General features: G+C 70.2%; 28 protein-coding genes and 1 pseudogene. 14 read left to right on the top strand and 15 right to left on the bottom strand.

Annotation, left to right across the window (positions count from 1 at the left end; translation table 11 throughout):
- The 6 genes and pseudogenes from E2L08_RS15205 to E2L08_RS15230 form a co-directional block, all read right to left on the bottom strand.
- Window positions 1–366, bottom strand: a pseudogene (locus E2L08_RS15205) (SPOR domain-containing protein); the annotation flags it as partial.
- A 65-nt stretch (window positions 367–431) separates the two neighbouring features.
- Window positions 432–1,064: a uracil phosphoribosyltransferase gene (upp, locus tag E2L08_RS15210; RefSeq protein WP_133397952.1), complete on the bottom strand. Its 633-nt coding sequence runs from the start codon at window positions 1,062–1,064 to the stop codon at window positions 432–434.
- Complete coding sequence (locus E2L08_RS15215) at window positions 1,061–2,038, bottom strand: adenosine deaminase (protein ID WP_133397953.1); 978 nt, start codon at window positions 2,036–2,038, stop codon at window positions 1,061–1,063. Before E2L08_RS15215 ends, upp begins: the two co-directional genes overlap by 4 nt.
- Window positions 2,035–3,216: a phosphopentomutase gene (locus E2L08_RS15220; RefSeq protein WP_133397954.1), complete on the bottom strand. Its 1,182-nt coding sequence runs from the start codon at window positions 3,214–3,216 to the stop codon at window positions 2,035–2,037. Before E2L08_RS15220 ends, E2L08_RS15215 begins: the two co-directional genes overlap by 4 nt.
- Window positions 3,213–4,529, bottom strand: coding sequence for a thymidine phosphorylase (locus tag E2L08_RS15225; protein ID WP_133397955.1), 1,317 nt, complete (start codon window positions 4,527–4,529; stop codon window positions 3,213–3,215). Before E2L08_RS15225 ends, E2L08_RS15220 begins: the two co-directional genes overlap by 4 nt.
- On the bottom strand, window positions 4,526–4,921 hold the full coding sequence (locus E2L08_RS15230; protein WP_133397956.1) for a cytidine deaminase: 396 nt from the start codon (window positions 4,919–4,921) through the stop codon (window positions 4,526–4,528). Before E2L08_RS15230 ends, E2L08_RS15225 begins: the two co-directional genes overlap by 4 nt.
- A gap of 87 nt (window positions 4,922–5,008) precedes the next feature.
- On the opposite strand from E2L08_RS15230, the gene E2L08_RS17055 reads away from it, so the two are divergent.
- The 3 genes from E2L08_RS17055 (at window position 5,009) to E2L08_RS15245 (ending at window position 7,871) form a co-directional block, all read left to right on the top strand.
- Window positions 5,009–5,233 carry a DUF3072 domain-containing protein gene (locus tag E2L08_RS17055; RefSeq protein WP_168771175.1) on the top strand — a complete coding sequence of 75 codons (225 nt, stop codon included), beginning with the start codon at window positions 5,009–5,011 and terminating at the stop codon, window positions 5,231–5,233.
- Between the two features lie 62 nt (window positions 5,234–5,295).
- Entirely contained in the window at window positions 5,296–5,532 is a 237-nt protein-coding gene (locus E2L08_RS15240) for a DUF3072 domain-containing protein (RefSeq protein WP_133397958.1), read from the top strand.
- 62 nt (window positions 5,533–5,594) lie between these two features.
- The gene (locus E2L08_RS15245; protein WP_370450694.1) at window positions 5,595–7,871 is read left to right on the top strand and encodes an NADP-dependent malic enzyme; all 2,277 of its coding nucleotides are present in this window, start codon (window positions 5,595–5,597) and stop codon (window positions 7,869–7,871) included.
- On the opposite strand, the gene E2L08_RS15250 is transcribed toward E2L08_RS15245, so the two are convergent.
- A complete protein-coding gene (locus E2L08_RS15250; RefSeq protein WP_133397960.1) occupies window positions 7,862–8,758 on the bottom strand; it encodes a hypothetical protein in 897 nt (298 codons plus the stop codon). The two genes, E2L08_RS15245 and E2L08_RS15250, sit on opposite strands and share 10 nt — an antisense overlap.
- Window positions 8,759–8,865: 107 nt before the next feature.
- Here E2L08_RS15250 and E2L08_RS15255 point away from each other — a divergent pair, with 107 nt between their 5' ends.
- The gene (locus E2L08_RS15255; protein WP_133397961.1) at window positions 8,866–10,758 is read left to right on the top strand and encodes an AMP-binding protein; all 1,893 of its coding nucleotides are present in this window, start codon (window positions 8,866–8,868) and stop codon (window positions 10,756–10,758) included.
- A 351-nt stretch (window positions 10,759–11,109) separates the two neighbouring features.
- Here E2L08_RS15255 and E2L08_RS15260 read toward each other — a convergent pair whose 3' ends face one another.
- A complete protein-coding gene (locus E2L08_RS15260) occupies window positions 11,110–11,616 on the bottom strand; it encodes an SH3 domain-containing protein (protein WP_133397962.1) in 507 nt (168 codons plus the stop codon).
- A gap of 144 nt (window positions 11,617–11,760) precedes the next feature.
- Here E2L08_RS15260 and E2L08_RS15265 point away from each other — a divergent pair, with 144 nt between their 5' ends.
- The gene (locus E2L08_RS15265) at window positions 11,761–12,747 is read left to right on the top strand and encodes a 2-hydroxyacid dehydrogenase (RefSeq protein ID WP_133397963.1); all 987 of its coding nucleotides are present in this window, start codon (window positions 11,761–11,763) and stop codon (window positions 12,745–12,747) included.
- A gap of 74 nt (window positions 12,748–12,821) precedes the next feature.
- A complete protein-coding gene (locus E2L08_RS15270; protein ID WP_133397964.1) occupies window positions 12,822–13,022 on the top strand; it encodes a CsbD family protein in 201 nt (66 codons plus the stop codon).
- 18 nt (window positions 13,023–13,040) lie between these two features.
- Here the strand turns inward: E2L08_RS15270 and E2L08_RS15275 are convergent, their stop codons facing one another.
- Window positions 13,041–13,448, bottom strand: coding sequence for a hypothetical protein (locus tag E2L08_RS15275; protein WP_133397965.1), 408 nt, complete (start codon window positions 13,446–13,448; stop codon window positions 13,041–13,043).
- A 198-nt stretch (window positions 13,449–13,646) separates the two neighbouring features.
- Between E2L08_RS15275 and E2L08_RS15280 the strand changes: the two genes are divergently transcribed.
- From E2L08_RS15280 to E2L08_RS15295, 4 genes are all read left to right on the top strand, one after another.
- Window positions 13,647–14,735: a Hint domain-containing protein gene (locus E2L08_RS15280; RefSeq protein ID WP_133397966.1), complete on the top strand. Its 1,089-nt coding sequence runs from the start codon at window positions 13,647–13,649 to the stop codon at window positions 14,733–14,735.
- A 120-nt stretch (window positions 14,736–14,855) separates the two neighbouring features.
- A complete protein-coding gene (gene rpsD / locus E2L08_RS15285) occupies window positions 14,856–15,476 on the top strand; it encodes a 30S ribosomal protein S4 (RefSeq protein WP_133397967.1) in 621 nt (206 codons plus the stop codon).
- A gap of 162 nt (window positions 15,477–15,638) precedes the next feature.
- Complete coding sequence (hisC, locus tag E2L08_RS15290; protein ID WP_133397968.1) at window positions 15,639–16,727, top strand: histidinol-phosphate transaminase; 1,089 nt, start codon at window positions 15,639–15,641, stop codon at window positions 16,725–16,727.
- Entirely contained in the window at window positions 16,724–17,632 is a 909-nt protein-coding gene (locus tag E2L08_RS15295; protein ID WP_133397969.1) for a prephenate/arogenate dehydrogenase family protein, read from the top strand. Before hisC ends, E2L08_RS15295 begins: the two co-directional genes overlap by 4 nt.
- Window positions 17,633–17,645: 13 nt before the next feature.
- On the opposite strand, the gene E2L08_RS15300 is transcribed toward E2L08_RS15295, so the two are convergent.
- The 3 genes from E2L08_RS15300 to E2L08_RS15310 form a co-directional block, all read right to left on the bottom strand.
- Window positions 17,646–18,506, bottom strand: coding sequence for a cation diffusion facilitator family transporter (locus tag E2L08_RS15300; RefSeq protein ID WP_133397970.1), 861 nt, complete (start codon window positions 18,504–18,506; stop codon window positions 17,646–17,648).
- 108 nt (window positions 18,507–18,614) lie between these two features.
- A complete protein-coding gene (locus E2L08_RS15305) occupies window positions 18,615–18,842 on the bottom strand; it encodes a DUF1150 family protein (RefSeq protein ID WP_133397971.1) in 228 nt (75 codons plus the stop codon).
- An 11-nt stretch (window positions 18,843–18,853) separates the two neighbouring features.
- Window positions 18,854–19,282, bottom strand: a complete 429-nt coding sequence (locus E2L08_RS15310; RefSeq protein WP_133397972.1) for an Hsp20 family protein — start codon at window positions 19,280–19,282, stop codon at window positions 18,854–18,856.
- A 228-nt stretch (window positions 19,283–19,510) separates the two neighbouring features.
- Between E2L08_RS15310 and E2L08_RS15315 the strand changes: the two genes are divergently transcribed.
- The 3 genes from E2L08_RS15315 (at window position 19,511) to E2L08_RS15325 (ending at window position 21,374) form a co-directional block, all read left to right on the top strand.
- Window positions 19,511–19,744, top strand: coding sequence for a YdcH family protein (locus E2L08_RS15315; protein ID WP_133397973.1), 234 nt, complete (start codon window positions 19,511–19,513; stop codon window positions 19,742–19,744).
- Window positions 19,745–19,807: 63 nt separating this feature from the next.
- Entirely contained in the window at window positions 19,808–20,305 is a 498-nt protein-coding gene (gene purE, locus E2L08_RS15320) for a 5-(carboxyamino)imidazole ribonucleotide mutase (protein WP_133397974.1), read from the top strand.
- A complete protein-coding gene (locus tag E2L08_RS15325) occupies window positions 20,298–21,374 on the top strand; it encodes a 5-(carboxyamino)imidazole ribonucleotide synthase (protein ID WP_133397975.1) in 1,077 nt (358 codons plus the stop codon). Before purE ends, E2L08_RS15325 begins: the two co-directional genes overlap by 8 nt.
- A 102-nt stretch (window positions 21,375–21,476) precedes the next feature.
- Here E2L08_RS15325 and groL read toward each other — a convergent pair whose 3' ends face one another.
- From groL to E2L08_RS15340, 3 genes are all read right to left on the bottom strand, one after another.
- Window positions 21,477–23,117 carry a chaperonin GroEL gene (groL, locus tag E2L08_RS15330; RefSeq protein WP_133397976.1) on the bottom strand — a complete coding sequence of 547 codons (1,641 nt, stop codon included), beginning with the start codon at window positions 23,115–23,117 and terminating at the stop codon, window positions 21,477–21,479.
- Window positions 23,118–23,173: 56 nt separating this feature from the next.
- Window positions 23,174–23,485: a co-chaperone GroES gene (locus E2L08_RS15335; RefSeq protein ID WP_133397977.1), complete on the bottom strand. Its 312-nt coding sequence runs from the start codon at window positions 23,483–23,485 to the stop codon at window positions 23,174–23,176.
- A gap of 70 nt (window positions 23,486–23,555) precedes the next feature.
- A complete protein-coding gene (locus E2L08_RS15340; protein ID WP_133397978.1) occupies window positions 23,556–24,236 on the bottom strand; it encodes a DUF2161 domain-containing phosphodiesterase in 681 nt (226 codons plus the stop codon).
- Between the two features lie 109 nt (window positions 24,237–24,345).
- Between E2L08_RS15340 and E2L08_RS15345 the strand changes: the two genes are divergently transcribed.
- Window positions 24,346–25,266: a manganese-dependent inorganic pyrophosphatase gene (locus E2L08_RS15345; RefSeq protein ID WP_133397979.1), complete on the top strand. Its 921-nt coding sequence runs from the start codon at window positions 24,346–24,348 to the stop codon at window positions 25,264–25,266.
- The last annotated feature ends 18 nt before the right edge of the window (window positions 25,267–25,284 follow it).

Here is a 25,284-nt window from a genome sequence, read left to right on the forward strand (position 1 = left end):
GGTCGCGGGCTGCCGGGGCGGCCGTGCCACCCGCACGGCCTGCGGGGCCGCGACCGCGGGGGCCGGTGCGGGGGCCGCGGCGGGCCTGGGGTCGGGGATGACGGGCGCCGTATCGGCGGCGGTGCGGCGCAGGGTGGGCCGCAAGCCGCAGGCCAGTTTCTTGTCGTCGGTCACGCGCGGCACCCAGATCACCGTCGGCCCCTGCCCCGCGCGCACATAGGCGCAGCCGCGGCTGTCGACATATTGGCGCGAGGTATAGCTTTCGGGCGGGAACTCGGCCGGCTGCGGCGCCTCGCTGAGGCGTTGCGCGAGGCCGGGGCCGGCGACAAGCGCCGCTGCCGCCGCGATGACGAGCGTTCTTAACATTGGCGTCCCCCCCAGGACCGTTGTATCGCCCCAAAATGGCCCATCCGGGCCGCCGGGGCAAAGGCTTACTTGGTGCCGAACATCCGGTCGCCCGCATCGCCGAGGCCCGGCACGATATAGCCCTTTTCATCGAGCCGTTCGTCCAGGGCGGCGGTGACGATCCGTACGTCGGGATGCGCGTCCTTCATGCGGGCCACGCCTTCGGGGGCGGCCAGCAGGCACAGGAACCGGATATCGGTCGCGCCGGCCTCTTTCAGCCGGTCGATGGCGGCGACCGACGAGTTGCCCGTGGCCAGCATCGGGTCGACCGCGATCACCACGCGCCCGTCCAGATCGCCCGGAACCTTGAAATAATACTCCACCGGGGTCAGCGTCGCCTCGTCGCGGTAGAGCCCGACAAAACCGACCCGCGCCGAGGGGATCAGGTCGAGCATCCCGTCGAGCAGCCCGTTGCCCGCGCGCAGGATCGAAATCAGCGCGAGCTTGCGGCCCGCCAGCACCGGGGCGTCCATCGGGCAGATCGGCGTTTCGATCCGCCGGGTCGTCATCGGCAGGTCGCGCGTCACCTCATAGGCCAGTAGCTGGCTGATCTCGCGCAGAAGCTGCCGGAACACCGCGGTCGAGGTGCCCGCCTCGCGCATGATCGACAGCTTGTGCCGGACAAGCGGATGCTCCACGACCTGGAGGTGTTGGGTCATCGGGCGATCCTTTCCAGCAATTCGCGACGGGTGTCCTCGTCGCAGAAGGCCGCGCGGGCCGCAACCTCGGCGATGCCGGCGAAAACCGCGTCGTCCCAGTCCAGCGCGCGGGCCAGCGACTGGTGCTCGCGCGTCATGGTGGTGCCGAAGAACGGCGGATCGTCGGTCGAGACGCAGAGCTTGACGCCTGCCGCGTGCAGCCGCCCGATCGGGTGTTCGTCGAGCGTGCGGAACAGGCCCAGCGCGATGTTGGATCCGGGGCAGACCTCGAGCACGATGCCCTCGTCCACGAGCCGCTCGATCAGCGCCGGATCCTCGATGGCGCGCACGCCGTGGCCGATCCGGCTGACCCGCAACCAGTCGAGCGCGGCCGCCACGTTGCCCGGCCCGCCCCATTCGCCCGCATGGGTGGTCAGCCCCAGCCCCGCCTCGCGCGCATGGTCGAAGGCCCAGGCGAAATCGCGGGTCCGCCCCGCCGATTCGTCGCCCCCCATGCCAAAGCCGGTGATGAACCCGCCCGCCGTCTCGGCCGCGCAGCGCGCCGTTTCGCGCGCGGCCTCGGGGCCGAAATGGCGGATGCAGGTGACGATGCCGCGGGCCTTGATGCCATGCGCGGCCTCGGCGCGGGCGGCGGCGTCCTCCATCGCGGCGAGATAGTCGCGCCAGGCCGACAGGTCGCGGCCGCCGCAAAAATCGGGCGACAGGAACAGCTCGGTATAGATGACGCCATGCTCGGCGCTGCGGGTCAGCACCTCGAACATCAGCGCGCCGAAATCCTCGGGCGTTTCCAGCAGCTCGCAGGCCTGTTCATAGACCCGCAGGAAATCGACGAAACCGCTGTAATTGTAGCGACCCGCCGCGTCGAAAAGATGCGAGATATCGCGCCCCTTGCGCGCGGCGAGCCCCTTCATGAAGGCCGGCGGCGCCGCGCCCTCGAGATGGAGGTGAAGCTCGATCTTGGGCTGGTCTTTCACAGGAAACTCCTTCCGGGCCCGTGCGCGGGCAGCTCGAGATGGGCGGCGATGCTGGCCGCGACATCGACAAAGGCGACATGGCCGAGCGGCCCGGCCCCCTGCCCCGCCACCAGCACCGGCACCCGTTCGCGGGTGTGGTCGCTGCCGCGCCAGGTCGGGTCGTTGCCATGGTCGGCGGTGATCGTCAGCATGTCGCCCGGCCGTAGCCCGGCCAGCAGGCGCGGTAGCCCGGCGTCGAACCATTCGAGATGGCGGGCATAGCCCTCGACATCGCGGCGATGGCCGAAAACGCTGTCGAACTCGACGAAATTGGCGAATGTCAGGCTGCCCGGCTCGGCGGTGTCGAGCCGGTCGACCAGCGCCTCGAACAGGCGGGAATCGGGGCCTTTCACGGTGGTGTCGATCCCGCGCATCGAAAAGATATCCCCGATCTTGCCGATGGCGTGAACCCGCCGCCCCGCCCCCTGCGCATGATCGCAAAGCGTGGGCGCGGGCGGCTCGAGCGCGAAATCGGCGCGGTTCGCGGTGCGGGTGAACCCCGACTCCTCGGTGCCGGCAAAGGGACGCGCGATGACGCGCCCGACCCGCATCGCGTGCAGGCGCGGCGCGATGGCGCGGCAGAGGTCCAGCAACCGGTCGAGCCCGAACCGGTCCTCATGTGCGGCAATCTGGAACACGCTGTCGGTCGAGGTATAGCAGATCGGCCAGCCGGTCCGCATATGGGCCGCGCCCTCTTCGTCGATGATGTTCGTCCCCGAGGCGAGGCGGTTGCCGAGAATGCCCTCGGTGCCGGCAAGCCGCGCGACCTCGGCCACGAGATCGTCGGGAAAGCACGGCTCGGCATTCGGGAAATAGGTCCAGGCCCAGGGCAGCGGCAGCCCCGCCAGTTCCCAATGCCCGGTGGGCGTGTCCTTGCCGGGCGAGGCCTCGGTCGCCGCCCCCCAGCGCCCGCGCGGCGCGGCGCCCATGCCCGGCGGCACCCTGCCCGACGCGAGTTCAACCGCGCGGCCCAGCCCCAGCGCATCCAGATGGGGCAGGTCGAGCGGCCGGTCGGTCCCGGCCAGCGCCTTGGCGATATGGCCCACGGTATTGGCACCAGCATCGCCGAAATCGGCGGCGTCGGGCGCGCCGCCGATGCCGACCGAATCGAGCACGACGAGAAAGGCGCGCCCGGTCATGCCACCCGCTCCAGCAGCAGGTCGCCGCGGGGCGCCGCGCCCTCGCCCATGACGATGGCCGCGCGCACCGCCGCTTCGGCGTCACGGGCGGCCTCAGGCGTGGCGGCATGGATGCGCGCCAGCGTGTCGCCCTGCTCGACTCGCGTGCCGATGCGGGCGATCTGGCTCAGCCCGACCGAGGGGTCGATGCGGTCGCGCTCGCGCCGGCGGCCGCCGCCCAGCCCGATCACCGCGCGGCCCAGCGCGGCGCCGTCGATGGACGCGACGCAGCCCGCGTCACCGGCCGTCACGGTATGCACCACGGGGGCCGCGGGCAGGCGGTCGGCCCAGCGGTCGGGGAAATCGGACGGCCCGCCCTGCGCCGCGACCATGCGCCCGAACCGCTCGGCCGCCGCGCCCGAGGCAAGCGCGTCGTCGATCCGCGCGCGCCCCTCGTCGGCATCCCCGGCCAGCCCCGCCAGCACCAGCGCCTCGCCGCCGAGCGCGACGGTGACCGCGCGCAGGCGGGGGCAGGCTGCGACGCCGGTCAGCACCTCCATCGCGGCGATGACCTCGAGCGCGTTGCCGCAGGCCGGCGCAAGCGGTTCGTCCATCGCGGTGAGCCAGGCGACCGTGGCGCAGCCCGCCGCCTGCGCGGTATCCACCAGCGCGCGGGCCAGGGCGCGGGCGGCTGCGAGATCGCCCATGAAGGCCCCGCGCCCCACCTTGACGTCGAGCACCAGCGCCCCCAGCCCGGCGGCGAGCTTTTTCGACAGGATCGACGCGGTGATGAGGTCGAGTTGGTCGACCGTGCCGGTCACGTCGCGGATTGCATAGAGCCGCCGGTCGGCCGGCGCGATCCCGTCGCCGGCCGCGACGATGGCCACGCCGCAGGCACGCATCGTCGCGCGGAACGCATCGGCGGACAGGTCCACCGCGAGGCCCGGGATCGCCTCGAGCTTGTCGAGCGTGCCGCCCGTATGGCCCAGCCCCCGCCCCGAGATCATCGGCACCGCCGCCCCGCAGGCGGCCAGCGCGGGGGCCAGCACCAGCGACACGCAATCGCCCACCCCCCCGGTCGAGTGCTTGTCGACCACGGGGCGCCCGAGATCGGACCAGTCGAGCCGCGCGCCGCCGCCGGCCATGGCGCGGGTCAGTGCCACGCGCCCGGCCTCGCCCAGCCCCGGACCGCGGCAGACCCCCATGGCGAATGCACCGGCCTGCGCGTCGCTCACCGTCCCGTCGGCCAGCCCGGCGGCGAACCCTGCCAGCGCCTCGGGCGCCGGGGTCTCGCCGCGGCGCAGGGCGGCCAGCAGGTCGGCCGTGGTACTCATTCCCGGTCCATGTGGCCCGCGCCGAAGGCGCCGGGCAGCAGCGCGCCTACGCTTGTCTCGCGGCGGGCGCCGCGGGTCGTGGCCAGCGTCACCGGCACGTCGGCGCCCGCGAACTCGGCGAGTTTCTGGCGGCACCCCCCGCAGGGCGGCACCGGCTCGGGGCTGTCGGCGATGACGGCGACGGCGGCAATGTCGCGCGCCCCCGCCGCGACCATGGCCGCGATGGCGCCCGCCTCGGCGCAGCTGCCTTCGGGATAGGCCACGTTCTCGACATTGCAGCCCGTGAACACCTGCCCCCCGGCGGTGCGGATGGCCGCACCCACCCGAAAGCCGGAATAGGGGGCATGGGCGTTTTCGCGCACCCGCGCGGCGGCATCGATAAGGTCATCCATGGGCGCGAAACTGCTATGGCCGCCGCGCAGTGGCAAGGGGAACCGCACCCCCGCCGGGCCGTTGGGCGCAGACAGAGGGAGAGAGCCATGACCGACAGCACCAAGAAGGACCCGATGGGCGCCGCCACCTTTCCGGTTGCGGGCGCCGTGGTCGAGGGGGGCGACCCCAAGGCCGACGAGCCCATGACCGAGGTTCAGGCCGCAAAACTGCGCGAACTGACCGAAAAGACCGACGAGCCCTTCGACGCGAACCTGACCCGCGGGCAGGCCGAGGCGCGGATCGAGGCACTCGAGGATCGCGCGGACGACTGAAGCGCGGCGCGGAACCGGGCGGGGCGTACGGCGTTGACGCGCGGAACAGACGGAGAACCCCAATGCCCGCCGACAAGACCGACAACGACGCCCTGAACGCCCCCAAGACCGAGGCGCCCGGCAATGCCGACAAGCCCGTGGACGACTGGGTGACGGGCGACGAACGGATGACCGGGGCGCAGGCTTCGTATCTCAAGACGCTTTGCGAGGAGGCGGGAGAAGAGTTCGACCCCTCCCTGTCCAAGGCCGATGCCTCGAAACGGATTGATACACTTCAAGGCAAAACCGGACGCGGCTGACCTCGCCAAGCCGGTTTCGGCGCTGTAAACCTCCCCCGGACATGAACCGGGAGGGGTTTTATTTGGAACGGGACTCGAACGCGAACCTGCGCGCCGCCGCGCTGGACTATCACCGCCATCCCAGACCCGGAAAGCTCGAGGTGCGCGCCACCAAGCCGCTGGCCAACGGGCGCGACCTTGCACGCGCCTATTCGCCCGGCGTGGCCGAGGCCTGCCTCGAGATCGTGCGCGACCCGAAAACGGCGCGCGACGTGACCACGCGCGGCAACCTCGTCGGCGTCGTCACCAACGGGACGGCGGTTCTGGGGCTCGGCGATATCGGCGCGCTCGCCTCCAAGCCCGTGATGGAAGGCAAGGCGGTCCTGTTCAAGACCTTCGCCAATATCGACTGTTTCGACATCGAGCTGAACCAGTCCGACCCCGAGAAACTGGCCGAGATCGTCTGCGCGCTGGAGCCGACCTTCGGGGCGATCAACCTCGAGGATATCAAGGCGCCCGACTGCTTCATCGTCGAGCGGATCTGCCGCGAGCGCATGAACATCCCGGTGTTCCACGACGACCAGCACGGCACGGCCATCGTGGTGGGCGCGGCCGCGGTGAACGCGCTGCGGCTGGCGGGCAAGGCGTTCGAGGATATCAGGATCGTCTCGACCGGCGGCGGCGCGGCGGGCATCGCCTGCCTCGACATGCTGCTCAAGCTGGGGGTGCAGCGGCGCAACGTCTGGCTCGTCGATATCGACGGGCTGGTGCATGACGGGCGCACGGACCTGAACGAGCAAAAGGCCGCCTATGCCCAGCCCGAGGGGCCCGCGGGGCTCGGCGACGTGATCGAGGGCGCGGACCTGTTCCTGGGCCTGTCCGGCCCCGACCTTCTGACCCCCGAAATGGTCAAGCGCATGGCCCCGCGGCCGATCATATTCGCGCTGGCCAACCCCAACCCCGAGATCGCGCCCGAACTGGCGCGCGAGGCCGCGCCCGATGCGATCATCGCCACGGGACGCTCGGATTTTCCCAACCAGGTCAACAACGTCCTGTGTTTTCCCTTCATCTTTCGCGGCGCGCTCGACGTGGGGGCGACGACGATCAACGACGAGATGAAGATCGCCTGCGTCGAGGGGATCGCGGCGCTGGCGCGGCAATCCTCCTCGGCCGAGGCGGCGGCCGCCTACCAGGGCGAAAAACTGAGTTTCGGGCCGGATTACCTGATCCCCAAGCCCTTCGACCCGCGGCTGATGGGCATCGTGGCCAGCGCCGTCGCCCGCGCCGCCTGCGAGACCGGCGTGGCCGAACGCCCGATCGAGGATATCGCGGCCTACAAGCGCAAGCTCGACGGCTCGGTCTTCCGCTCGGCGCTGATCATGCGCCCCGTCTTCGAGGCCGCGGGCACCACCGAGCGCCGCATCGCCTTCGCCGAGGGCGAGGACGAACGGGTGATCCGCGCGGCCCACGCCATGCTCGAGGAAACGACCGACCGCCCGATCCTCATCGGCCGTCCCGATGTCGTCGCCCAGCGGGCCGAGCGTGCGGGCCTGTCCATCGAGGTCGCGCGCGATTTCGAGATCGTGAACCCCGAGAACGACGCGCGCTATCGCGAATACTGGGGCACCTATCACGAGATCATGCAGCGCCGCGGCGTCACGCCCGATATCGCCAAGGCGATCATGCGCACCAACACCACCGCCATCGGCGCGGTGATGGTCCATCGCGGCGAGGCCGACAGCCTGATCTGCGGCACGTTCGGGCAGTTCCAGTGGCACCTGAACTACGTCTCGCAGATCCTCCAGACGCCCCGCCAGCACCCCGTCGGTACGCTGTCGCTGATGATGCTGGGCGACGGGCCGCTCTTCATCGCCGATACGCAGGTCAACAACGTGCCCACCCCCGCGCAGATCGCGGCCACGGCCATTGCCGCGGCGCGCCATATCCGCCGCTTCGGGATCGTGCCGCAGGTGGCGCTGTGTTCGCATTCGCAATTCGGCAACTCGAATTGCGACAGCGGCGTGCGGGTGCGCGGCGCGCTCGAGATCCTCGATTCCGAGCCGCGCGATTTCGCCTACGAGGGCGAGATGCATACCGATGCCGCGCTCGACCGCGAGATCCGCGAGCGGATCTTTCCCGGCTCGCGTCTCGACGGGGCGGCCAACTGCCTGATCTTTTCAGGGATCGACGCGGCCTCGACCGCGCGCAACCTGCTGAAGATGAAGGCGAACGCGCTCGAGATCGGGCCGATCCTGATGGGCATGGGCAACCGCGCCCATATCGTGACGCCCTCGATCTCGGCGCGCGGGCTGCTCAACATGTCGGCCATCGCGGGCACGCCGGTCGCGCATTACGGCTGATCGGGGGGACCGGGGCGCAGCGGCGTGAGCACCCCGTCCTCGAGCAGGAACAGCCGCTCGCACGGGGCCTCGCCGCCGCATTCGGCGGCGGGCGCCTCGATCCGCAAAAGCCGCCGGGTCTGCGCGGCGACCGCCCCCGCGAACCCGGTAAAGACGTGGCGGAACCGCCCGTCCGGCATCGCCTCGTAGAGCGAGCGGCGGCACATCCCGTCGCGGCACAGCTCGTCGGCCAAAGGGGCGCAGTCGATGGCCCCGTAATCCAGCGCGATATCCATGCCGTGCCGTCCGTCGAGGTCGATCGCCGCGACGAAATCCGCCCCCCGCGCCGCCTGCCCCCCGGCGGCCGCGCATTGCGCGCGGATCCAGGCAAAGACCTCGGCCGCGGGATCGGCCACGGGCTGCGTGCCCGGCCGCGGGCAGAGGTCGAGCGCCGCGCTCAGGATCGGCGCCGACCCGGCCAGCGGCATACGCAGGGCCTGCCGCGCGTCGCCCTGCCCCACGGCCAGCACGGCGCGGCGCCCGGTGCCCAGCGCCTCGACCAGCGCGGGGCCGGTCCGCATGTCCCAGCCCGCGCGATAGCTCAGCCCGTCGGGGCCGGGCGTCATGCGCAGGCTCGCGACCGCCTCGCCGCCCACGCGCACGCGCACTGTCCGCACCCCCTCGCCGGGCAGGGGCCGCGCCGTCGTCAGCAGGACATGGCGCGGCCGCTCGGCGTCGCAGCCGATGGCAAAGCAGAACGGGTTGACCGGGTCGCGGCCCGAACAGACCTGCGCGCCGGTGAGCGCGGCATCGCGGTCCCGCTCGACCAAAGTCCAGGCGGACTGGGCCGCGGCCGGTTGCGCGGCGCAAAGCGCGAGCGCCAGACAGAACATGCGCCACGTCTTCATGGGCGGCGACCCTTTCGATTGCGTTAACCTGCGGTCGGGCCCGCCGGCCCGGCTTGCCGCATCGCGACCGGGGGCATAACACCATGTCAGACAGGGAGGGGAAACCGATGTCTTACGCCGATGTCTATGCCGCATGGCAGGCCGATCCCGAAGGCTGGTGGATGGAACAGGCCCGCCGCATCCACTGGCACCGCTTTCCCCGGACCGCGCTGGATGCCAGCCGCGCGCCCCTTTACGAATGGTTCCCCGACGGGCTGACGAACACCTGCTACAACGCCGTCGACCGCCATGTCGCCGCGGGCCACGGCGCGCAGGCCGCGCTGATCCATGACAGCCCCGTGACCGGCACCAAGAGAACGATCACCTATGCCGAGTTGCAGACCCAATGCGCGGCGCTGGCCGGGGCATTGGCGGCACGCGGCGTGGGCAAGGGCGACCGGGTGGTGATCTACATGCCCATGGTCCCCGAGGCGGTGGTGGCCATGCTGGCCTGCACCCGGATCGGCGCGATCCACTCGGTCGTCTTCGGCGGGTTCGCCGCGGACGAACTGGCCAAGCGGATCGACGACGCCGAACCCAAGGCGGTGATCGCGGGGTCGTGCGGGATCGAGCCGTCGCGCGTCGTGGCCTACAAGCCGCTTCTGGACCGCGCCATCGCGCAGGCCGCGCACAAGCCCGATTTCTGCATCGTGCTGCAACGCGACGCCTTGCGCGCCGAGATGACCGAGGGGCGCGATATCGACTGGCACGCGGCGCTGGACGGCGCCACCCCCGCCGATTGCGTCTGGGTCGAGGGCAACCACCCCGCCTATATCCTCTATACCTCGGGCACGACCGGCAAGCCCAAGGGCGTGGTGCGCCCGACCGGCGGGCATCTCGTGGCGCTCAACTGGACGATGAAGGCGATCTACGACACCGACCCGGGCGAGGTCTTCTGGGCCGCCTCCGATGTCGGCTGGGTCGTGGGCCACTCCTATATCGCCTATGCGCCGCTCATCCACCGCAACACCTCGATCGTGTTCGAGGGCAAGCCCGTGGGCACCCCCGATGCCGGCACCTATTGGCGCGTGATCGAGGAACACGGGGTGCGCAGCTTTTTCACCGCGCCCACGGCCTTTCGCGCGATCCGCCGCGAGGATCCCGAGGCGGCCAAGCTGGCCAAATACGACATTTCGGGGCTGCGGGCGCTCTATCTCGCGGGCGAGCGTGCCGATCCCGACACGATCCAATGGGCGCGCAAGGTGCTGGGCGTGCCGGTCTACGATCATTGGTGGCAGACCGAGACCGGCTGGACCATCGCGGGCAACCCCACCGGCATCGAGAAGCTGCCCGTCAAGATCGGATCGCCCACCCTGCCCATGCCCGGCTACGATGTGCGCATCCTCGCGCCCGACGGCACCGAACAGCCTCAGGGCGAGCTGGGCGCCATCGCGATCAGGCTGCCGCTGCCGCCCGGCACCTTTCCGACGCTCTGGAACGCCGAGGACCGCTATCGCGAGGGCTATCTCTCGGCCTTTCCCGGCTTTTACGAGACGGGCGACGCGGGGATGATGGACGAGGACGGCTATCTCTGGATCATGGCGCGGACCGACGACGTCATCAACGTGGCGGGGCATCGCCTGTCGACCGGGCTGATGGAGGAAGTGCTGGCCACCCATCCCGACGTCGCCGAATGCGCGGTGATCGGCGTGCGCGACGCACTCAAGGGGCAGGTGCCGATGGGCTTCGTCTGCCTGTCCAAGGGTATCGACCGCCCCGAGGACGAGATCCGCGCCGAGCTGGTCGAGCTGGTGCGCGATCATATCGGCCCGGTCGCGGCCTTCCGGCTGGCGGTGGTGGTGGACCGGCTGCCCAAGACGCGCTCGGGCAAGATCCTGCGCCGCACGATGGCCTCGGTGGCCGATGGCGAGGCGGTCGCGGTGCCCGCAACGATAGACGACCCCGCCATTCTCGACGAGATCGCGGCACGGGTCAAAACGCTGGGCTATCCGCAGGGCTGAGCCGCCCGCGCCACGCCTTATCGCCCGGTCGCCGCATCCTCGGCGCCGGGTTCCGGCCGGTTCGATGATATGGGAAAGAGAGGCGGCGCCGCCAGTTTGGCGCGAGTCCCTCAGGGACGGGGCGTCACCCCCGGCCGTCGATCCCACCGGTGAGATCCGTGGCAGCCATGTCCGGGTCGTCAGGCCGGACGGGCCTTCCGCGGTCTCGCTGATCTTCCACTTGCGCGCAGCCCCGGTCTAGCAGCACTTCCTTGCCATTCGGTGAACGCCGCGCGCGCTTTCTCTTCTCTTTTCCAAATACCCATCCGACGCCGCGATCCGCACCCCCGCCGGAAACCGGGCGCCGTGGCGTCAGTTCACGACCTCGTCGCGGCCCACGCCCCACAGCGCCGTCTTGGGCGCCCAGCCGCCCGCGCCCTCGTGGCGGATCTCGCACCAGTCGCGGGTGCATTCCTCGACCCGCGCCAGCGCCCCGCGCCGGGCCATGGCGACCGCGCTTGCGCCCATGTCGGGGCGTGCGCGCAGGGCCAACTCGTCGGCATCGACCATCACGGTGCGCACCCCCGACAGCAGCGCGTAATGCACCCAGCCGCCCTGCCCGTCGCGATCCTGCACGCGGCGCCAATGCCCGTACTCGGCCGTGATCTTGAGCGGCAGGTCGCGGGCGCGATAGATCCAGTCGATGCGATGGCTCAGCGACGGGCCGCGCCGCACGTTGCCCTCGGCCGCCTTGAGCGACACGTAGCGCGGCAGCGGCAGGTTCGTCACCGGGCCGCGCACGTCCTGCGCCCATGCGAGATTGGTCCAGAAAAGGATGATCGCGGCGAGGCATACCGCCCCGCGGGAAAGGATGCTCATGCGTGTCCTGCCTGTTTTCGCCGTCATCGCGGCCTCTGCCCTCGACCCGGTTCGACGCGCGCCCTCGTGGCTCTTGTGCCGGGTTCTCGTAGCGGACAGTTTGCCGCAAGGCCCCGTATCTGAAAAGCCGCCAGAGGATCGTCGATGCCGCCCCGCCGCCTGACTGTTGTAATTTCACGCCAGTTGCCCGCCGGAGTCGAAGCGCGCTTGACCGATCTGTTCGACGCTGAATTGCGCGCCTGCGACTCGGCCATGACGCGGGCCGAGCTGATCGCCGCGGTCGAGCGTGCCGACGTGCTCGTGACCACGATCACCGACCGGATCGACGCGGGGATCCTGGCGCGGGCGGGGCCGCGGCTCAAGCTGATCGCGCAGTTCGGCGCGGGGGTCGACAATCTCGACGTGGCCACCGCGCGGCAGCGCGGCATCCTCGTGACGCATACGCCGGGCACGACTGTCGACGACACCGCCGACATGACGCTTGCGCTGATCCTCGCGGTGACGCGGCGCATCCCCGAGGGCCTTGCCGCGATGCAGGCCGGGGCCTGGCATGGCTGGTCGCCGACCGCGTTCCTGGGCGGGCGCATCGCGGGGCGGCGGCTTGGCATCCTGGGGATGGGGCGGATCGGCACGGCGGTCGCGCGGCGGGCCCGCGCCTTCGGGATGGCGGTGCATTACCACAACCGCACGCCCGCCCCCGAGCAGGTGACCGGTCCGCTCGGCGCGGTCTGGCACGACAGTCTCGACCACATGATTTCGCGGGTCGACGTGATCAGCGTGAACTGCCCGCACACGCCCGCGACCTTTCACCTGATGAACGCCCGGCGCATCGCGCTGATGAAGCCCGGGGCCGTGATCGTGAACACCTCGCGCGGCGAGGTGATCGACGAGAACGCACTTGTGCGCGCGCTCGAGGCGGGGGCCATCGCGGGGGCGGGGCTCGACGTGTTCGAGCATGGCACGCCGCTCAACCCGCGGCTGCGCAGCCTGCCCAATGTCGTGCTCTTGCCGCATATGGGCTCGGCCACGCGCGAGGGGCGGCGCGAGATGGGCGAGAAGGTGCTGCTCAACATCAAGACATTCGCCGACGGGCACCGCCCGCCCGACCTCGTCGTGCCGTTTCGCGGCTAGGCCCATGCCGCAGCGCGGAACAACATGCCGCGGGGCAGCGTTGTCATGGGCCGATACAGTCAGGGGGGCGCGCGATGAACTGGGATCAGATCAAGGGCAACTGGAAACACTTCAAGGGCACGGCCCGCGAACGATGGGGCCGCCTCACCGATGACGAGGTCGACCAGGCCGCAGGCGAACGCGAAAAGCTCGAAGGGCTCGTCCAGCGCAAATACGGCAAGACCAAGGAAGAGGCCCGGCGCGAGGTCGACGGCTGGATCGCCGACCAGAACTGAGCGCGCGCGCCGCCGGGGTCAGGCCCCGGTGGCGATGCGATGCGCCTCGGCCGCAAAGGCGCGCGCCATCGACTCGCGGTCGGGCGCGGCGAGGGCCTCGACCCGAAAGCCGCCCATGGGCTGGCCGTTTTCGGAATAGGCGACCTCGCCCGCGATGCGGCCCGTCGTCGTGTCCAGCGTCGTGACGGTGACGCGGACCACGCCGGTCCCACCCATGTTGAGCTGGCTGGCGAATGCGTCGAGCATCGCGAACCTCAGCGTGCGCTCGAACCCGGCCCCGCCGGGCGAACCCGCGACCTGGATATCCCGAATCCAGTTCGTTCCGATACCCGGCCGGACGCCGAAGGTGCCGCCCGTGGGCAGCGTCTCGACGCAGGCGGTCAAAAGCCCGGCGGCGGTCAGGGTGACGAATCCACGACGCTGCATGGGAAACCTCGTTCTCTCAGGGGTGCCGCGCAGCGGCGTTCGGGCGACCTTTTAGCACGGCCCGGACGCGGCGGGCCAGCCGCAACCGTGTCCCGGCGGACTCAGCGCGGCACGCGTCGGCGCGCGGGGGATCGCGGAGGGGCTGCGCCGTGCTAGTCTCGGGCCAACGAAAAGAGCAACGGCACGAGCGGTAGCCACATGAAGACCGGCGCGGCGGGCATCTTTGTCATGGCCTGGTCGCAGACGCGGCTGGACGGGCTGCGCGATGCGCCGCGCGACGCGCTGCGCCGGGGGGCCGAATGGTCCTGGACGGGCGAGGCGCTGCGCCTCGACGGCCCCGGCGCGGTGCTGCCGCTGGGCGATCCGCTGGGCGCGGCCGATGCGCGGGCGCGGGCGGGCGCGGCGGTGCGCGCCCTGCTGCGGCGCGTCGATGCGCCGTCCCGCGCCGCGCGCCCCCGGATGCCGGACGAGGCGGGCGACGATCCCGAGGGCGTCTTTCGCGTGACCGACGGGCGCCGCGTCTTCCCCGCCGCGCTGATCGAGGGGCGGCGCGGGCCGCTCGTCGTCTTTGCCGAGGGGCTTCCGCCGCGGGGGGCGCCGCTCTGGGTGGTCGATCCGCCGCAACGGCGGCGCGCGGCCTTGCACGGGGCCGAGGACCGCGTCATCTGTTTCGCGCGCGGCACCCGCATCGCCACGCCGCGCGGCCCCGTGGCGATCGAGGTGCTGCGCCCCGGCGACCGGGTGCTGACCCATGACGACGGCCCCGCCGAGGTGCTCTGGGCGGGGCACCGTGCCGTGACGGGCGCGCGGCTGCTGGCCATGCCCGCGCTGCGGCCCTTGCGCCTGCGCGCGAGCGGTCTTGGCGACGGTCTGCCCGAGGCCGATCTGCTGGTCTCGCCCGATCACGCGATGCTCATGCGCGGCGCCGAGGCGCGGGCGCTTTTCGGCACGCCCGAGGTGCTGGTGGCTGCCGCCGATCTGCGCGACGACGATGCCGTGACCGGGGCCGGGCCGCTGCATTCGGTCGTCTATCACCACATCCTGCTGCCGCCTCACGGCATCGTCTGGGCCAATGGCGTCGCGTCCGAAAGCTTCGACCCCGCCCGCCTGCCCGCGCAGGCCGTTCCGCGCGACCAGGCGGCGTCGCTGGCGCGGGCGCTGGGCGGGGATGCGGCGAATTATGGCCCGCCCGCGCGGCGCGTGCTGGACCCGTTCGAGGCCGCGATCCTGCGCGCCGGCCCCACCGGGGCGGGGCCGGGGCGGCGCGCCTTTCGCGCCGCGCGTTGACACGGGCGGGCACGGCTGTATAAGCCGCCCCTCATTGGTGTTGGTGGCCCCCGCAAGGGGATGCCTGTCGGCCGAAAGGCAGAGGACAACGCCCTTCTACATCGCAGAAGGAGATCAGCCGTGACCAAACGCACGTCTGCCAAGTACAAGCTCGACCGCCGCATGGGCGAGAACATCTGGGGCCGTCCGAAAAGCCCCGTGAACCGCCGCGAATACGGCCCCGGCCAGCACGGCCAGCGCCGCAAGGGCAAGCTGTCGGATTTCGGCGTCCAGCTTCGCGCCAAGCAAAAGCTCAAGGGCTATTACGGCGACCTGACCGAAAAGCAGTTCCGCCGCATCTATGGCGAGGCCGAGCGTCGCCGCGGCGACACGGGCGAGCTGCTGATCGGCCTGCTGGAGCGGCGCCTCGACGCGGTCGTCTACCGCGCCAAATTCGTGCCGACCGTCTTTGCCGCCCGCCAGTTCGTGAACCACGGCCACGTCATGGTGAACGGCCGCCGCGTGAACATCCCCTCCTACCAGGTCAAGGAAGGCGACGTGATCGAGGTCCGTCAGAAATCCAAGCAGCTTGCGCTGGTGCTCGAGGCCGCCGGCCTGCCCGAGCGTGACGTGCCGGATTATCTCGACGTCGACCACTCCAAGATGACGGCGACCTTCGTGCGGACGCCGGGCCTGTCGGATGTGCCCTACCCGGTGCAGATGGAGCCGAACCTCGTCATCGAATTCTACGCCCAGAACTAAGGGCGTTCCGATCCGCGATCACGGGGGGCCGGGCCGAAAGGTCCGGCCCTTTCGCTTGGCCGGGGTGTCGCCGCGCGGCCCGGCGGGCGGCCGCCGCGGCACGACGCGTCTTTCGCGCGCCGCCGCAGCCCGCTAAGGAGGGCGCAACCCCCGGAGACCGCCATGAGCCACGCCATAGATCCCAAGCCCGGCATTCTCGAGATCGCCCCCTATGTCGGCGGCGCGAGCCATGTCGAGGGCGTCCAGAACATCGTCAAGCTGTCGTCCAACGAAAACCCCGCCGGCCCGCCCGAGGCGGTGCGCGAGGCGCTGCGCCGGACCTTTCACCTGCTCAACCGCTACCCCTCGTCGGACCACCTGTCGCTGCGCACCGCCATCGGCGAGACCTACAAGCTCGACCCTGAGCGGATCATCTGCGGATCGGGCAGTGACGAGATATTCACCCTGCTCTGCCAGGCCTATACGGGCCCCGGCTCCGAGGTGATCCATACCGAGCACGGGTTCCTCATGTATCGCATCTGCGCGCTGGCCGCCGGCGCCACGCCGATCGAGGTGCCCGAGCGCGAGCGCAAGGTCGATGTCGACGCCATCCTCGAGGCCGTCAATTTCCGCACGCGGATCGTCTTTGTCGCCAACCCCGCCAACCCGACCGGCACCATGCTGGGCACGACCGAGATCGCGCGGCTGGCCGGATCGCTGCCCGAGCATGTGCTGCTGGTGCTCGACGGGGCCTATGCCGAATATGTCGACGGCTACGACGCCGGGGCCAAGCTGGTCACGCGGCGCGAGAATGTCGTGATGACGCGCACCTTTTCCAAGATCTACGCGCTGGGCGGGCTGCGCATCGGCTGGGCCTACGGCCCCGAGCGGGTGATCGACGTGCTGAACCGCGTGCGCGGGCCGTTCAACCTGGGCCATACCCAGCTTGCCGCGGCCGAGGCCGCCGTGCGCGAACACGATTTCGTCGAACGCAGCCGGACCGAAAATGCGCGGCTGCGCACCTGGCTTGCCAAGGCGCTGGCCGAGCTCGGCGTGATGTCGGACACCTCGACGGCGAATTTCATTCTCGCCCGCTTTGCCACCCCCGACGAGGCCGATGCCTGCGAGGCGCATCTGCGCGCTGACGGCATCCTCGTGCGCAAGGTCGGCGGCTACAAGCTGCCCAACTGCCTGCGGATCACCATCGGCGACGAGGCGTCCTGCCGCCGGGTCGCCCATTCGATCGGGCAGTTCAAGGGGTCCGACGGGTGATCTATGACCGGGTCTGTTTCATCGGTCTGGGGCTGATCGCGGGGTCGATGGCGCTGGCGCTGCGCGAGGCCGGGCTCGCGCGCGAGATCGTGGGCACCGCGCGCTCGGCGCGCACCCGCGAGGTGGCACTGGCGCGGGGGCTGTGCGACCGCGTGACCGCCACCGCGGCCGAGGCCGTCGACGGCGCCGATCTCGTGGTGCTGGCCGTGCCGGTGGGCGCAATGGGCGCCGTCGCTGCCGAGATCGGGCCGCATCTCGCCCCCGGTGCGACGGTGACGGATGTAGGCTCGGTCAAGCGCGCGGTGATCGACGCGGTCGCCCCGCATATCCCCGAGGGTGTGCATTTCATCCCCGGCCACCCGCTGGCCGGCACCGAGCAATCGGGCCCCGAGTCGGGCTTCGCCGCGCTGTTTCGCAACCGGTTCTGCCTGCTCATCGACGAGGGCGCCGAGGCCGGGGCGCTCGACCGGCTGACGCGGTTCTGGCAGGGGATCGGCGCGCGGGTCGAGACGATGGAGGCCGACCATCACGACCTCGTCCTTGCCGTGACCAGCCACACGCCACACCTGATCGCCTATACGATGGTCGGGGTGGCCGACGATCTCGGCCGCGTCACCGATAGCGAGGTCATCCGCTATTCGGCCGCGGGGTTTCGCGATTTCACGCGGATCGCGGCCTCGGACCCGGTGATGTGGCGCGACGTGTTCCTTGCCAACAAGGATGCCACGCTGGAAATCCTCGGGCGGTTCACCGAAGAGCTCTTCGCGCTGCAACGCGCCATCCGCACCGGCGACGGCGCGCAGCTCGAGTCCTATTTCACCCGCACCCGCGCCATCCGCCGCGGCATCGTCGAGGCCGGGCAGGATACCGACGCGCCCGATTTTGGCCGCGGCGCCAAGACCTGAGCGGGCCGAACGCTCAGACCGGGTCCTTGTGGATGATGACCTGCGCCTGCGGATAGCGGCGCAGGATCGCGCGGTGCAGCTCGGCGCCGATCTCGTGGGCGTCGCGCAGGGTGAGATCCCCGTCGATCTCGACATGCAGGTTCACGAAGACCCGGCTGCCCGCGGTCCGCGTCTTGAGGTCGTGAAAGCCGCGCAGCCCCTCGATGCCGGCGGCGATCTCGGCCACGCCCGCGATCATCTCGTCGGGCGCGGCGCGATCCATCAGCGCGTCCCACGCCCCCGCCCCGATCCTGAGCGCGCCCACCGCCAGCATCGCCGCGGCCCCCAGCGCGATCACCGAATCGAGCGCGCCGAGCCCGAAGGCCAGCGACGCCCCCAGCGCCACGATGGCGCCGAGATTGGGAACGAGATCGCCGAGGTAATGCAGCCGGTCGGCCAGAACAACGCGGTTGCCCGTCTGCCGCGCCACCCGCGTCTGGTAGGCGACGAGCCCGGCGGTCAGCGCGACCGACAGCGCCATGACCGCGATCCCCGCACTCTCGCGCGCAAGGGGGGCGGGGTCGCCCAGCCGCAGCAGCGCCGCCATGGCGATGGCGGCGGCCGAGACGAGGATGAACACGCATTGCCCCAGCGCGGCCAGATCCTCGGCCGAGGAATGGCCGAAGGCATGGTCGTCGTCGGGCGGTCTCTGGGCATAGCGCACGGCCGCCAGCCCGCCCAGCGACACCATCAGGTCGAGCCCGCTATCGGCCAGAGACGCGGCCACGGCGAGCGAGCCGGTGACGCCATAGGCCCAGAGCTTGGCCGCGACGAGGATCGCGGCGACAAGCACCGAGGCGCGCACGGCGCGCAGGTTCAGGCGGTCGGCCGACATGGGCGGGCGTCTAGGCGGGACGGCGGCGCCGCGCAAGCCCGGCCCGCCGAACGCGAAACGGCGCGCCATGGGGCGCGCCGTCCGGTCGTGTCGTCGATCGTTCCGGCGTCAGTGGACGCTGACGGGTGCGAGATCGTTCTGCCGCGCCACCACGAAGGCGAGCTTGCGGTCGCGCACCAGCGCGAGGCGGTCGCCATTGGCGGCGTGGACGGCATAGAGCTCGGTCAGGTCGCCGGCCTGTTCGCGCAGCTCGTCGGGCAGTTCATCCACGTCGACGGAGCGGACATAGACGATATTGTCGCCGTTCTCGGCGAAGAGATCATAGGCTTCGTTCATGTCAAACCCCTTTACTGGTCGCGACCGGAGGGCCGGTCGATCTGGATGGTCCGCACGACGGACTCGGGCTCGGAGCGGTGGAGATCCACGTGCAAAAGCCCGTTTTCGAGCCGCGCTCCCGATACCTCAACGCCGTCGGCCAGCACGAAGGTCCGCTGGAACTGCCGCGCCGCAATGCCGCGGTGCAGGAACAGGCGGTCGTCCTCGGGCTCGGACTGGCGGCCGCGCAGGACGAGCTGCCGATCCTCGACGGTGAGCGACAGGTCCGTTTCGGCGAAACCGGCAACGGCCAGCGTGATCCGGTAGGAGGTCGGATCGACCTGTTCGATGTTGAAGGGTGGATAACCGCCCGCATCGGATTTGGCGGTTCGTTCGACCAGCCGCTCGAGCTGCTCGAAGCCGAGCAGGAACGGATGGGATCCGAAAGCCATCTTTGTCATCTGTATGTCCTTTTTACAAAGCGACGCATCACGCGGTCGGTCCCGTTCGCGGCAACCGTCCTCGTAAGGGAAATATGGGGAGCTGGCCCTTTCCGCGCAAGCCCCGCGCGCAAGGCCCGAGCGTGGCGCGGGCACCCGGCGGCGGGGCCGGGTATTTGGAAAAGAGAAGAGAGACAGGCGCGGCGCGAGGCGCTGGACCGCGGCGCGCGGCTGGGGCAATCTGCGCGCATGAACGCGAACCCGCCCAACGATCCGCACCGGCTCGACCACGAACAGATGCTGCGCATCCGCCTCGGCGTGCTCAAGCGCGAGCATCGCGACCTCGACGAATCGGTGGTCGCGCTGCAGGAACAGGGGCGGGCCGACATGCTGACGCTGCAACGGCTCAAGCGCCGAAAGCTCGCGCTGAAGGACGAGATCGCCCGGATCGAGGACGAGCTTTTCCCCGACATCATCGCCTGATCCACGCGAGGCAGGGGTGCGGCCGGTCCGGCCGCGGCGCAATACGGAAAGGGACGGGCGGATATGGGCGAGGTCGAGGTCGGAATCATCATGGGCAGCAAGTCCGACTGGCCCACCATGCGCCACGCGGCGGATATTCTCGACGAGCTGGGCGTGGCCCACGAGACGCGCATCGTCTCGGCCCACCGTACACCCGACCGGCTGTGGAGCTATGGGCGCGATGCCGCGGGCCGCGGCCTCAAGGTCATCGTCGCGGGCGCCGGGGGGGCGGCGCATCTGCCGGGGATGATGGCCTCCAAGACGCGGGTGCCGGTGATCGGCGTGCCGATCCAGACCCGCGCCCTGTCGGGGGTCGACAGCCTGTATTCCATCGTCCAGATGCCGCGCGGCTATCCGGTGGCGACCATGGCCATCGGCGCGGCGGGGGCCGTCAATGCGGGGCTGATGGCGGCCGCCATCCTTGCCGTTCACGATGCGGCGCTGGCCATGCGGCTCGAGGCTTGGCGCGCGGCGCTGAGCGCCTCGATCCCCGAAACCCCCGAGGAGCAGGCCGATGAGTGACGCATTGCCGCCCGGCGCGACGCTGGGCATCCTGGGCGGCGGGCAGCTTGGCCGGATGCTGGCCATGGCGGCGGCGCGGCTGGGGCTCAAGACCTGCGTGTTCGAGCCCGCCGGCGATTGCCCGGCAAGCCATGTCGCGAACCACCATTTCCGCGCGGCGTTCGACGATGCCGAGGCGCTGACCCGTTTCGCCGATGCCTGCGACGTCGTCACCTTCGAGTTCGAGAACATCCCCACCGCCGCGCTCGACGCGATCGAGCGGCGCGTGCCGATCCGCCCCGGTCGCGAGGCGCTGCGCATCAGCCAGGACCGCCTGACCGAAAAGAACTGGCTGCGGGATCTTGGTCTTGCCGTGGCGCCCTTTGCGCCGGTGGACGATGCCGAGAGCCTGCGCGCGGCGCTCGACCGGATCGGGGCGCCCGCCATCCTCAAGACGCGGCGGTTCGGCTATGACGGCAAGGGGCAGGCACGGATCGCGACGCCCGACGATGCCGGCGCCGCGCTGGCCGCGATGGCCGGGGCGCCCGCCATCCTCGAAGGGCATGTGAGCTTTGCGCGCGAGATCTCGGTGATCGGCGCGCGCGGGCTCGACGGGGCGGTGGCCTGTTTCGATCCTGGCGAGAACCTGCACGAGGGCGGCATCCTGCGCACCACCACCCTGCCCGCCGCCCTGCCCCATGCGCGGGCGACCGATGCCGTGCTGATCGCGGGTCGCATCCTCACGGCGCTGGACTATGTCGGCGTGCTGGGGGTCGAGCTTTTCGTGACCGACACGGGGCTCGTCGTGAACGAGATCGCGCCGCGCGTCCACAATTCGGGCCACTGGACACAGGACGGTGCCACCATCGACCAGTTCGAGCAGCATGTGCGCGCCGTCGCCGGCTGGCCGCTGGGCGACGGGCGGCGCCATTCCGACATGGTGATGGAGAACCTGATCGGCGACGATATCGCCCGCCTGCCCGAAATCGCGCGCGACCCCGCGGCGGCGATCCACCTCTACGGCAAGGCCGAGGCGCGGCCGGGCCGCAAGATGGGGCATGTCAACCGCCGCACCGGCCCCGCCGCCTGACCGGGCGCCGCGCCCGCCGCCCCTGCGCGCGCCCCGCGCATGAAAAAGGGCGCGCCCCGAAGGACGCGCCCCGATCGTTCGGTCGGATGACCGGACGGCTGATTACATCATGCCGCCCATGCCGCCCATGCCGCCCATGTCGGGCGCGCCGGCGCCTTCCTTCTGCGGCTTGTCGGCGATCATCGCCTCGGTCGTGATGAGCAGGCCGGCCACCGAGGCCGCATCCTGAAGCGCGGTGCGCACGACCTTGGCGGGGTCGATCACGCCGAACTTGAACATGTCGCCATATTCTTCGGTCTGGGCGTTGAAGCCGAAGGACTTGTCGGTGGATTCGCGGATCTTGCCCGCGACGACCGACCCGTCGACGCCCGAGTTCTCGGCGATCTGGCGCAGCGGCGCCTCGAGCGCGCGGCGCACGATCGAAATGCCGACATCCTGGTCGCTGTTGGCGCCTTCGAGACCGTCGAGCGCCTTGGCACCCTGGATCAGGGCGACACCGCCGCCGACGACGACACCTTCCTGCACCGCGGCGCGGGTGGCGTTCAGCGCGTCGTCGACGCGGTCCTTGCGCTCCTTCACCTCGACTTCGGTCATGCCGCCGACGCGGATGACGGCGACGCCGCCGGCCAGCTTGGCGACACGCTCCTGCAGCTTTTCACGGTCGTAATCCGAGGTGGTTTCCTCGATCTGCTGCCGGATCTGGGTGACGCGCGACTCGATCTCGGCCTTGTCGCCGTGACCGTCGACGATGGTCGTCTCGTCCTTGGTGAGCGAGATGCGCTTGGCGGTGCCCAGCATGTCCATCGTCACGTTCTCGAGCTTCATCCCGAGATCTTCCGAGATCACCTGGCCGCCGGTCAGGATCGCGATGTCCTGCAGCATGGCCTTGCGGCGATCGCCGAAGCCCGGCGCCTTGACGGCCGCGACCTTGAGGCCGCCGCGCAGCTTGTTCACGACGAGCGTGGCCAGGGCTTCGCCCTCGACATCCTCGGCGATGATGAGCAGGGGCTTCTGGCTCTGGATCACCTGCTCGAGCAGGGGAACCATCGGCTGCAGCGACGAGAGCTTCTTCTCATGCAGCAGGATCATGCAGTCTTCCAGCTCGGCGACCATCTTGTCCGAGTTGGTGACGAAATAGGGCGACAGGTAGCCGCGATCGAACTGCATGCCCTCGACCACTTCGGTCTCGGTCTCGAGGCCCTTGTTCTCTTCGACGGTGATGACACCCTCGTTGCCGACCTTCTGCATCGCGTCGGCGATCTGGCGGCCGATCTCGGCCTCGCCGTTGGCGGAGATGGTGCCGACCTGCGCGACCTCGTCGGAGTTCTCGACCTTGCGGGCCGCGGCCTTGATGGCCTCGACGACCTTGGAGGTGGCGAGGTCGATGCCGCGCTTGAGATCCATCGGGTTCATGCCGGCGGCGACCGACTTCAGGCCGCCCTGGATGATCGCCTGGGCGAGAACGGTGGCGGTGGTGGTGCCGTCGCCGGCCTCGTCATTGGTGCGGGAAGCGACTTCCTTCACCATCTGCGCGCCCATGTTCTCGAACTTGTCCTCGAGCTCGATCTCTTTCGCGACCGTCACACCGTCCTTGGTGATGCGGGGCGCGCCGAACGATTTCTCGATGACCACGTTGCGGCCCTTGGGGCCGAGTGTCACCTTGACCGCGTTGGCCAGGGTGTTGACACCGCGCAGCATGCTGTCGCGGGCCTTGGTTTCGAACTTGACGTCCTTGGCAGCCATAATGCGTGCTCCTCGTCGTTAAGTTAAGCTTGCGGAAATTCGGCGGGTGCCGGGGATCAGGCGGCCTTGGAGGCCGCGTCGCCCGAGATGATCCCGAGGATGTCGGATTCCTTCATGATCATCAGCTCTTCGCCGTCGACGGTCACTTCGGTGCCCGACCACTTGCCGAACAGGATGTGATCGCCGTTCTTGACGCCCATGGGGATCAGCTCGCCGGAATCCTTGCGGCTGCCTTCGCCGCAGGCGACCACAACGCCCTCGGCGGGCTTTTCCTTGGCGCTGTCGGGGATGATCAGGCCGCCCTTGGTCTTCTCGTCGGACTCGACGCGGCGAACCAGCACGCGGTCGTGCAGAGGGGTGAAAGCCATCTTGAACGCTCCTTGGTTCATGTCTGTCTGGTGTTGGCACTCACACTGAGAGAGTGCCAATGACGCCGATCTAGGGACCGCCCGGCGGCGTGTCAACGGGGGCGTGATCGCCGCGCGGCGATATTTCCGCCCGGCCGCGCGGGCTCAGCCCGTAGACGCCGCGCGACACCCGTTCGAACCAGCCATAGTGATTGTCGGCCAGCATCCGCGTCGCCGCCGCGACCCCCGTCGCGCGCGCCAGGTCAGCCCCGCGCGCGGGCCCCGCGCAAAGCGCGCGCGCCAGCCGGATCGCGTCCTGCCGATAAGCCGTGACCAGCCCCCGCCGCTGCCCGCCGCCGGTGTTCGGGTCGCCCTCGAGCCGCGCGAATTCGCGCAGGAGCCGCCCCGTGCGCGCGGGAAAGCGTCGCGGCGCATAGGGCGCGGGGTCGCACAGCACGGTCACCAGCCCGTCGGCGGCACGCACGGTCATCATCCCCAGCCCCAGCCGCCGGCATAGTGCCAGATTGGCCTTTTGCGCGCGCCCCTTGCCCGGCGGCACGGCAAGATAGACGTGATCGCTGAGCGCCTGCCGCGCCACGCCCTGGTGCACCAGCGCCAGCGAAAAGGCGCATTTGAGCTCGACCAGCACGGGCGGCTCGGCGCCGCGGCAGGCGACCACGTCGACGGCGCCGACCTCGCCCTTGACCTCGTAGCCCTGCGCCTGGAGGAACGCCTTGACGGGCGGATAGAGGTCGGTTTCGCGCAGGGACATGCCGCCTGATAGCCCGCCCGTGCGCCGCGAAAAAGCGCGCAGGGCGGTGACAAGGACCGGGCGCGTCCATATAAGCGCGCGCGATTGCAGTTTTCCGGGACAAACCGACATGACCACCCTCGTTTTCGGCCACAAATCCCCCGACACCGATTCCACCGGCTCGCCCATCGTCTGGGCCTGGTACCTGACCGAGATCCGCGGCCACACCGCCGAGGCGGTGCTGCTGGGCGACCCCAACACCGAGGCCGCGTGGATGCTGTCGCGCTGGGACCTGCTGCGCCCGCGCATCATCGATACGCTCGAGCCCGAAACGCCGGTCGTCATCGTCGACACCAACAACGCGGCCGAGCTGCCCGACACGATCGGGCAGGCCGACATCCAGGCGATCATCGACCACCACCGCCTGACCGGTTCGCTGCAGACGCGGGGGCCCATCGACATCACGATGCGTCCGCTGGCCTGCACCGCGACGATCATGCACGACCTGATGGGCGAGGATGCCGCGCGGATGCCCGACGAGATCAAGGGCGCCATGCTGACCTGCATCCTGTCGGACACGCTCGAGTTCCGTTCGCCCACCACGACCGATGCCGACCGCGACCTGGCCGAGCGCCTGGCCGAGGATCTCGATATCCGCATCCCTGCCTATGCCGCCGAGATGTTCGCGGCCAAGTCCGACGTCTCGGCCTTTTCGGATGTCGAGCTTCTGCGCATGGATTCCAAGGAGTTCGAGACCGGCGGCGTGACCATGCGCGTCTCGGTGCTCGAGACCACGTCGCCCGACACGATCCTCGCGCGCAAGGACGCGCTGGTCGCCGCGATGGAGACGGTCAGGACCGAGGACGGCGTCGACGAGGTGCTGCTTTTCGTGGTCGATATCCTCGAGGGGCAGGCGACGCTGCTGGTGCCCAACGACCGCGTGCGCAAGATCGCCGAAAAGAGCTTTTCGACCGTCTGCGGCGCGGACACGGTGGTTCTGCCCGGCATCGTCAGCCGCAAGAAGCAGATCATCCCCAACCTCGCGGTCTGAGCGCCGCACCCGTCCGCC

This window comes from Palleronia sediminis, assembly GCF_004358695.1.
Lineage (GTDB): Bacteria > Pseudomonadota > Alphaproteobacteria > Rhodobacterales > Rhodobacteraceae > Palleronia > Palleronia sediminis.

Excerpts from the sequence above, each read along its gene's own strand:
- upp (WP_133397952.1), bottom strand. The coding sequence starts at position 1,064 with ATGACCCAACACCTCCAGGTCGTGGAGCATCCGCTTGTCCGGCACAAG.
- E2L08_RS15220 (WP_133397954.1), bottom strand. The coding sequence starts at position 3,216 with ATGACCGGGCGCGCCTTTCTCGTCGTGCTCGATTCGGTCGGCATCGGC.
- E2L08_RS15225 (WP_133397955.1), bottom strand. The coding sequence starts at position 4,529 with ATGAGTACCACGGCCGACCTGCTGGCCGCCCTGCGCCGCGGCGAGACC.
- E2L08_RS15230 (WP_133397956.1), bottom strand. The coding sequence starts at position 4,921 with ATGGATGACCTTATCGATGCCGCCGCGCGGGTGCGCGAAAACGCCCAT.
- E2L08_RS17055 (WP_168771175.1), top strand. The coding sequence starts at position 5,009 with ATGACCGACAGCACCAAGAAGGACCCGATGGGCGCCGCCACCTTTCCG.
- E2L08_RS15240 (WP_133397958.1), top strand. The coding sequence starts at position 5,296 with ATGCCCGCCGACAAGACCGACAACGACGCCCTGAACGCCCCCAAGACC.
- E2L08_RS15250 (WP_133397960.1), bottom strand. The coding sequence starts at position 8,758 with ATGAAGACGTGGCGCATGTTCTGTCTGGCGCTCGCGCTTTGCGCCGCG.
- E2L08_RS15255 (WP_133397961.1), top strand. The coding sequence starts at position 8,866 with ATGTCTTACGCCGATGTCTATGCCGCATGGCAGGCCGATCCCGAAGGC.
- E2L08_RS15260 (WP_133397962.1), bottom strand. The coding sequence starts at position 11,616 with ATGAGCATCCTTTCCCGCGGGGCGGTATGCCTCGCCGCGATCATCCTT.
- E2L08_RS15265 (WP_133397963.1), top strand. The coding sequence starts at position 11,761 with ATGCCGCCCCGCCGCCTGACTGTTGTAATTTCACGCCAGTTGCCCGCC.
- E2L08_RS15270 (WP_133397964.1), top strand. The coding sequence starts at position 12,822 with ATGAACTGGGATCAGATCAAGGGCAACTGGAAACACTTCAAGGGCACG.
- E2L08_RS15275 (WP_133397965.1), bottom strand. The coding sequence starts at position 13,448 with ATGCAGCGTCGTGGATTCGTCACCCTGACCGCCGCCGGGCTTTTGACC.
- E2L08_RS15280 (WP_133397966.1), top strand. The coding sequence starts at position 13,647 with ATGAAGACCGGCGCGGCGGGCATCTTTGTCATGGCCTGGTCGCAGACG.
- hisC (WP_133397968.1), top strand. The coding sequence starts at position 15,639 with ATGAGCCACGCCATAGATCCCAAGCCCGGCATTCTCGAGATCGCCCCC.
- E2L08_RS15300 (WP_133397970.1), bottom strand. The coding sequence starts at position 18,506 with ATGTCGGCCGACCGCCTGAACCTGCGCGCCGTGCGCGCCTCGGTGCTT.
- E2L08_RS15305 (WP_133397971.1), bottom strand. The coding sequence starts at position 18,842 with ATGAACGAAGCCTATGATCTCTTCGCCGAGAACGGCGACAATATCGTC.
- E2L08_RS15310 (WP_133397972.1), bottom strand. The coding sequence starts at position 19,282 with ATGACAAAGATGGCTTTCGGATCCCATCCGTTCCTGCTCGGCTTCGAG.
- E2L08_RS15315 (WP_133397973.1), top strand. The coding sequence starts at position 19,511 with ATGAACGCGAACCCGCCCAACGATCCGCACCGGCTCGACCACGAACAG.
- purE (WP_133397974.1), top strand. The coding sequence starts at position 19,808 with ATGGGCGAGGTCGAGGTCGGAATCATCATGGGCAGCAAGTCCGACTGG.
- E2L08_RS15325 (WP_133397975.1), top strand. The coding sequence starts at position 20,298 with ATGAGTGACGCATTGCCGCCCGGCGCGACGCTGGGCATCCTGGGCGGC.
- groL (WP_133397976.1), bottom strand. The coding sequence starts at position 23,117 with ATGGCTGCCAAGGACGTCAAGTTCGAAACCAAGGCCCGCGACAGCATG.
- E2L08_RS15335 (WP_133397977.1), bottom strand. The coding sequence starts at position 23,485 with ATGGCTTTCACCCCTCTGCACGACCGCGTGCTGGTTCGCCGCGTCGAG.
- E2L08_RS15340 (WP_133397978.1), bottom strand. The coding sequence starts at position 24,236 with ATGTCCCTGCGCGAAACCGACCTCTATCCGCCCGTCAAGGCGTTCCTC.
- E2L08_RS15345 (WP_133397979.1), top strand. The coding sequence starts at position 24,346 with ATGACCACCCTCGTTTTCGGCCACAAATCCCCCGACACCGATTCCACC.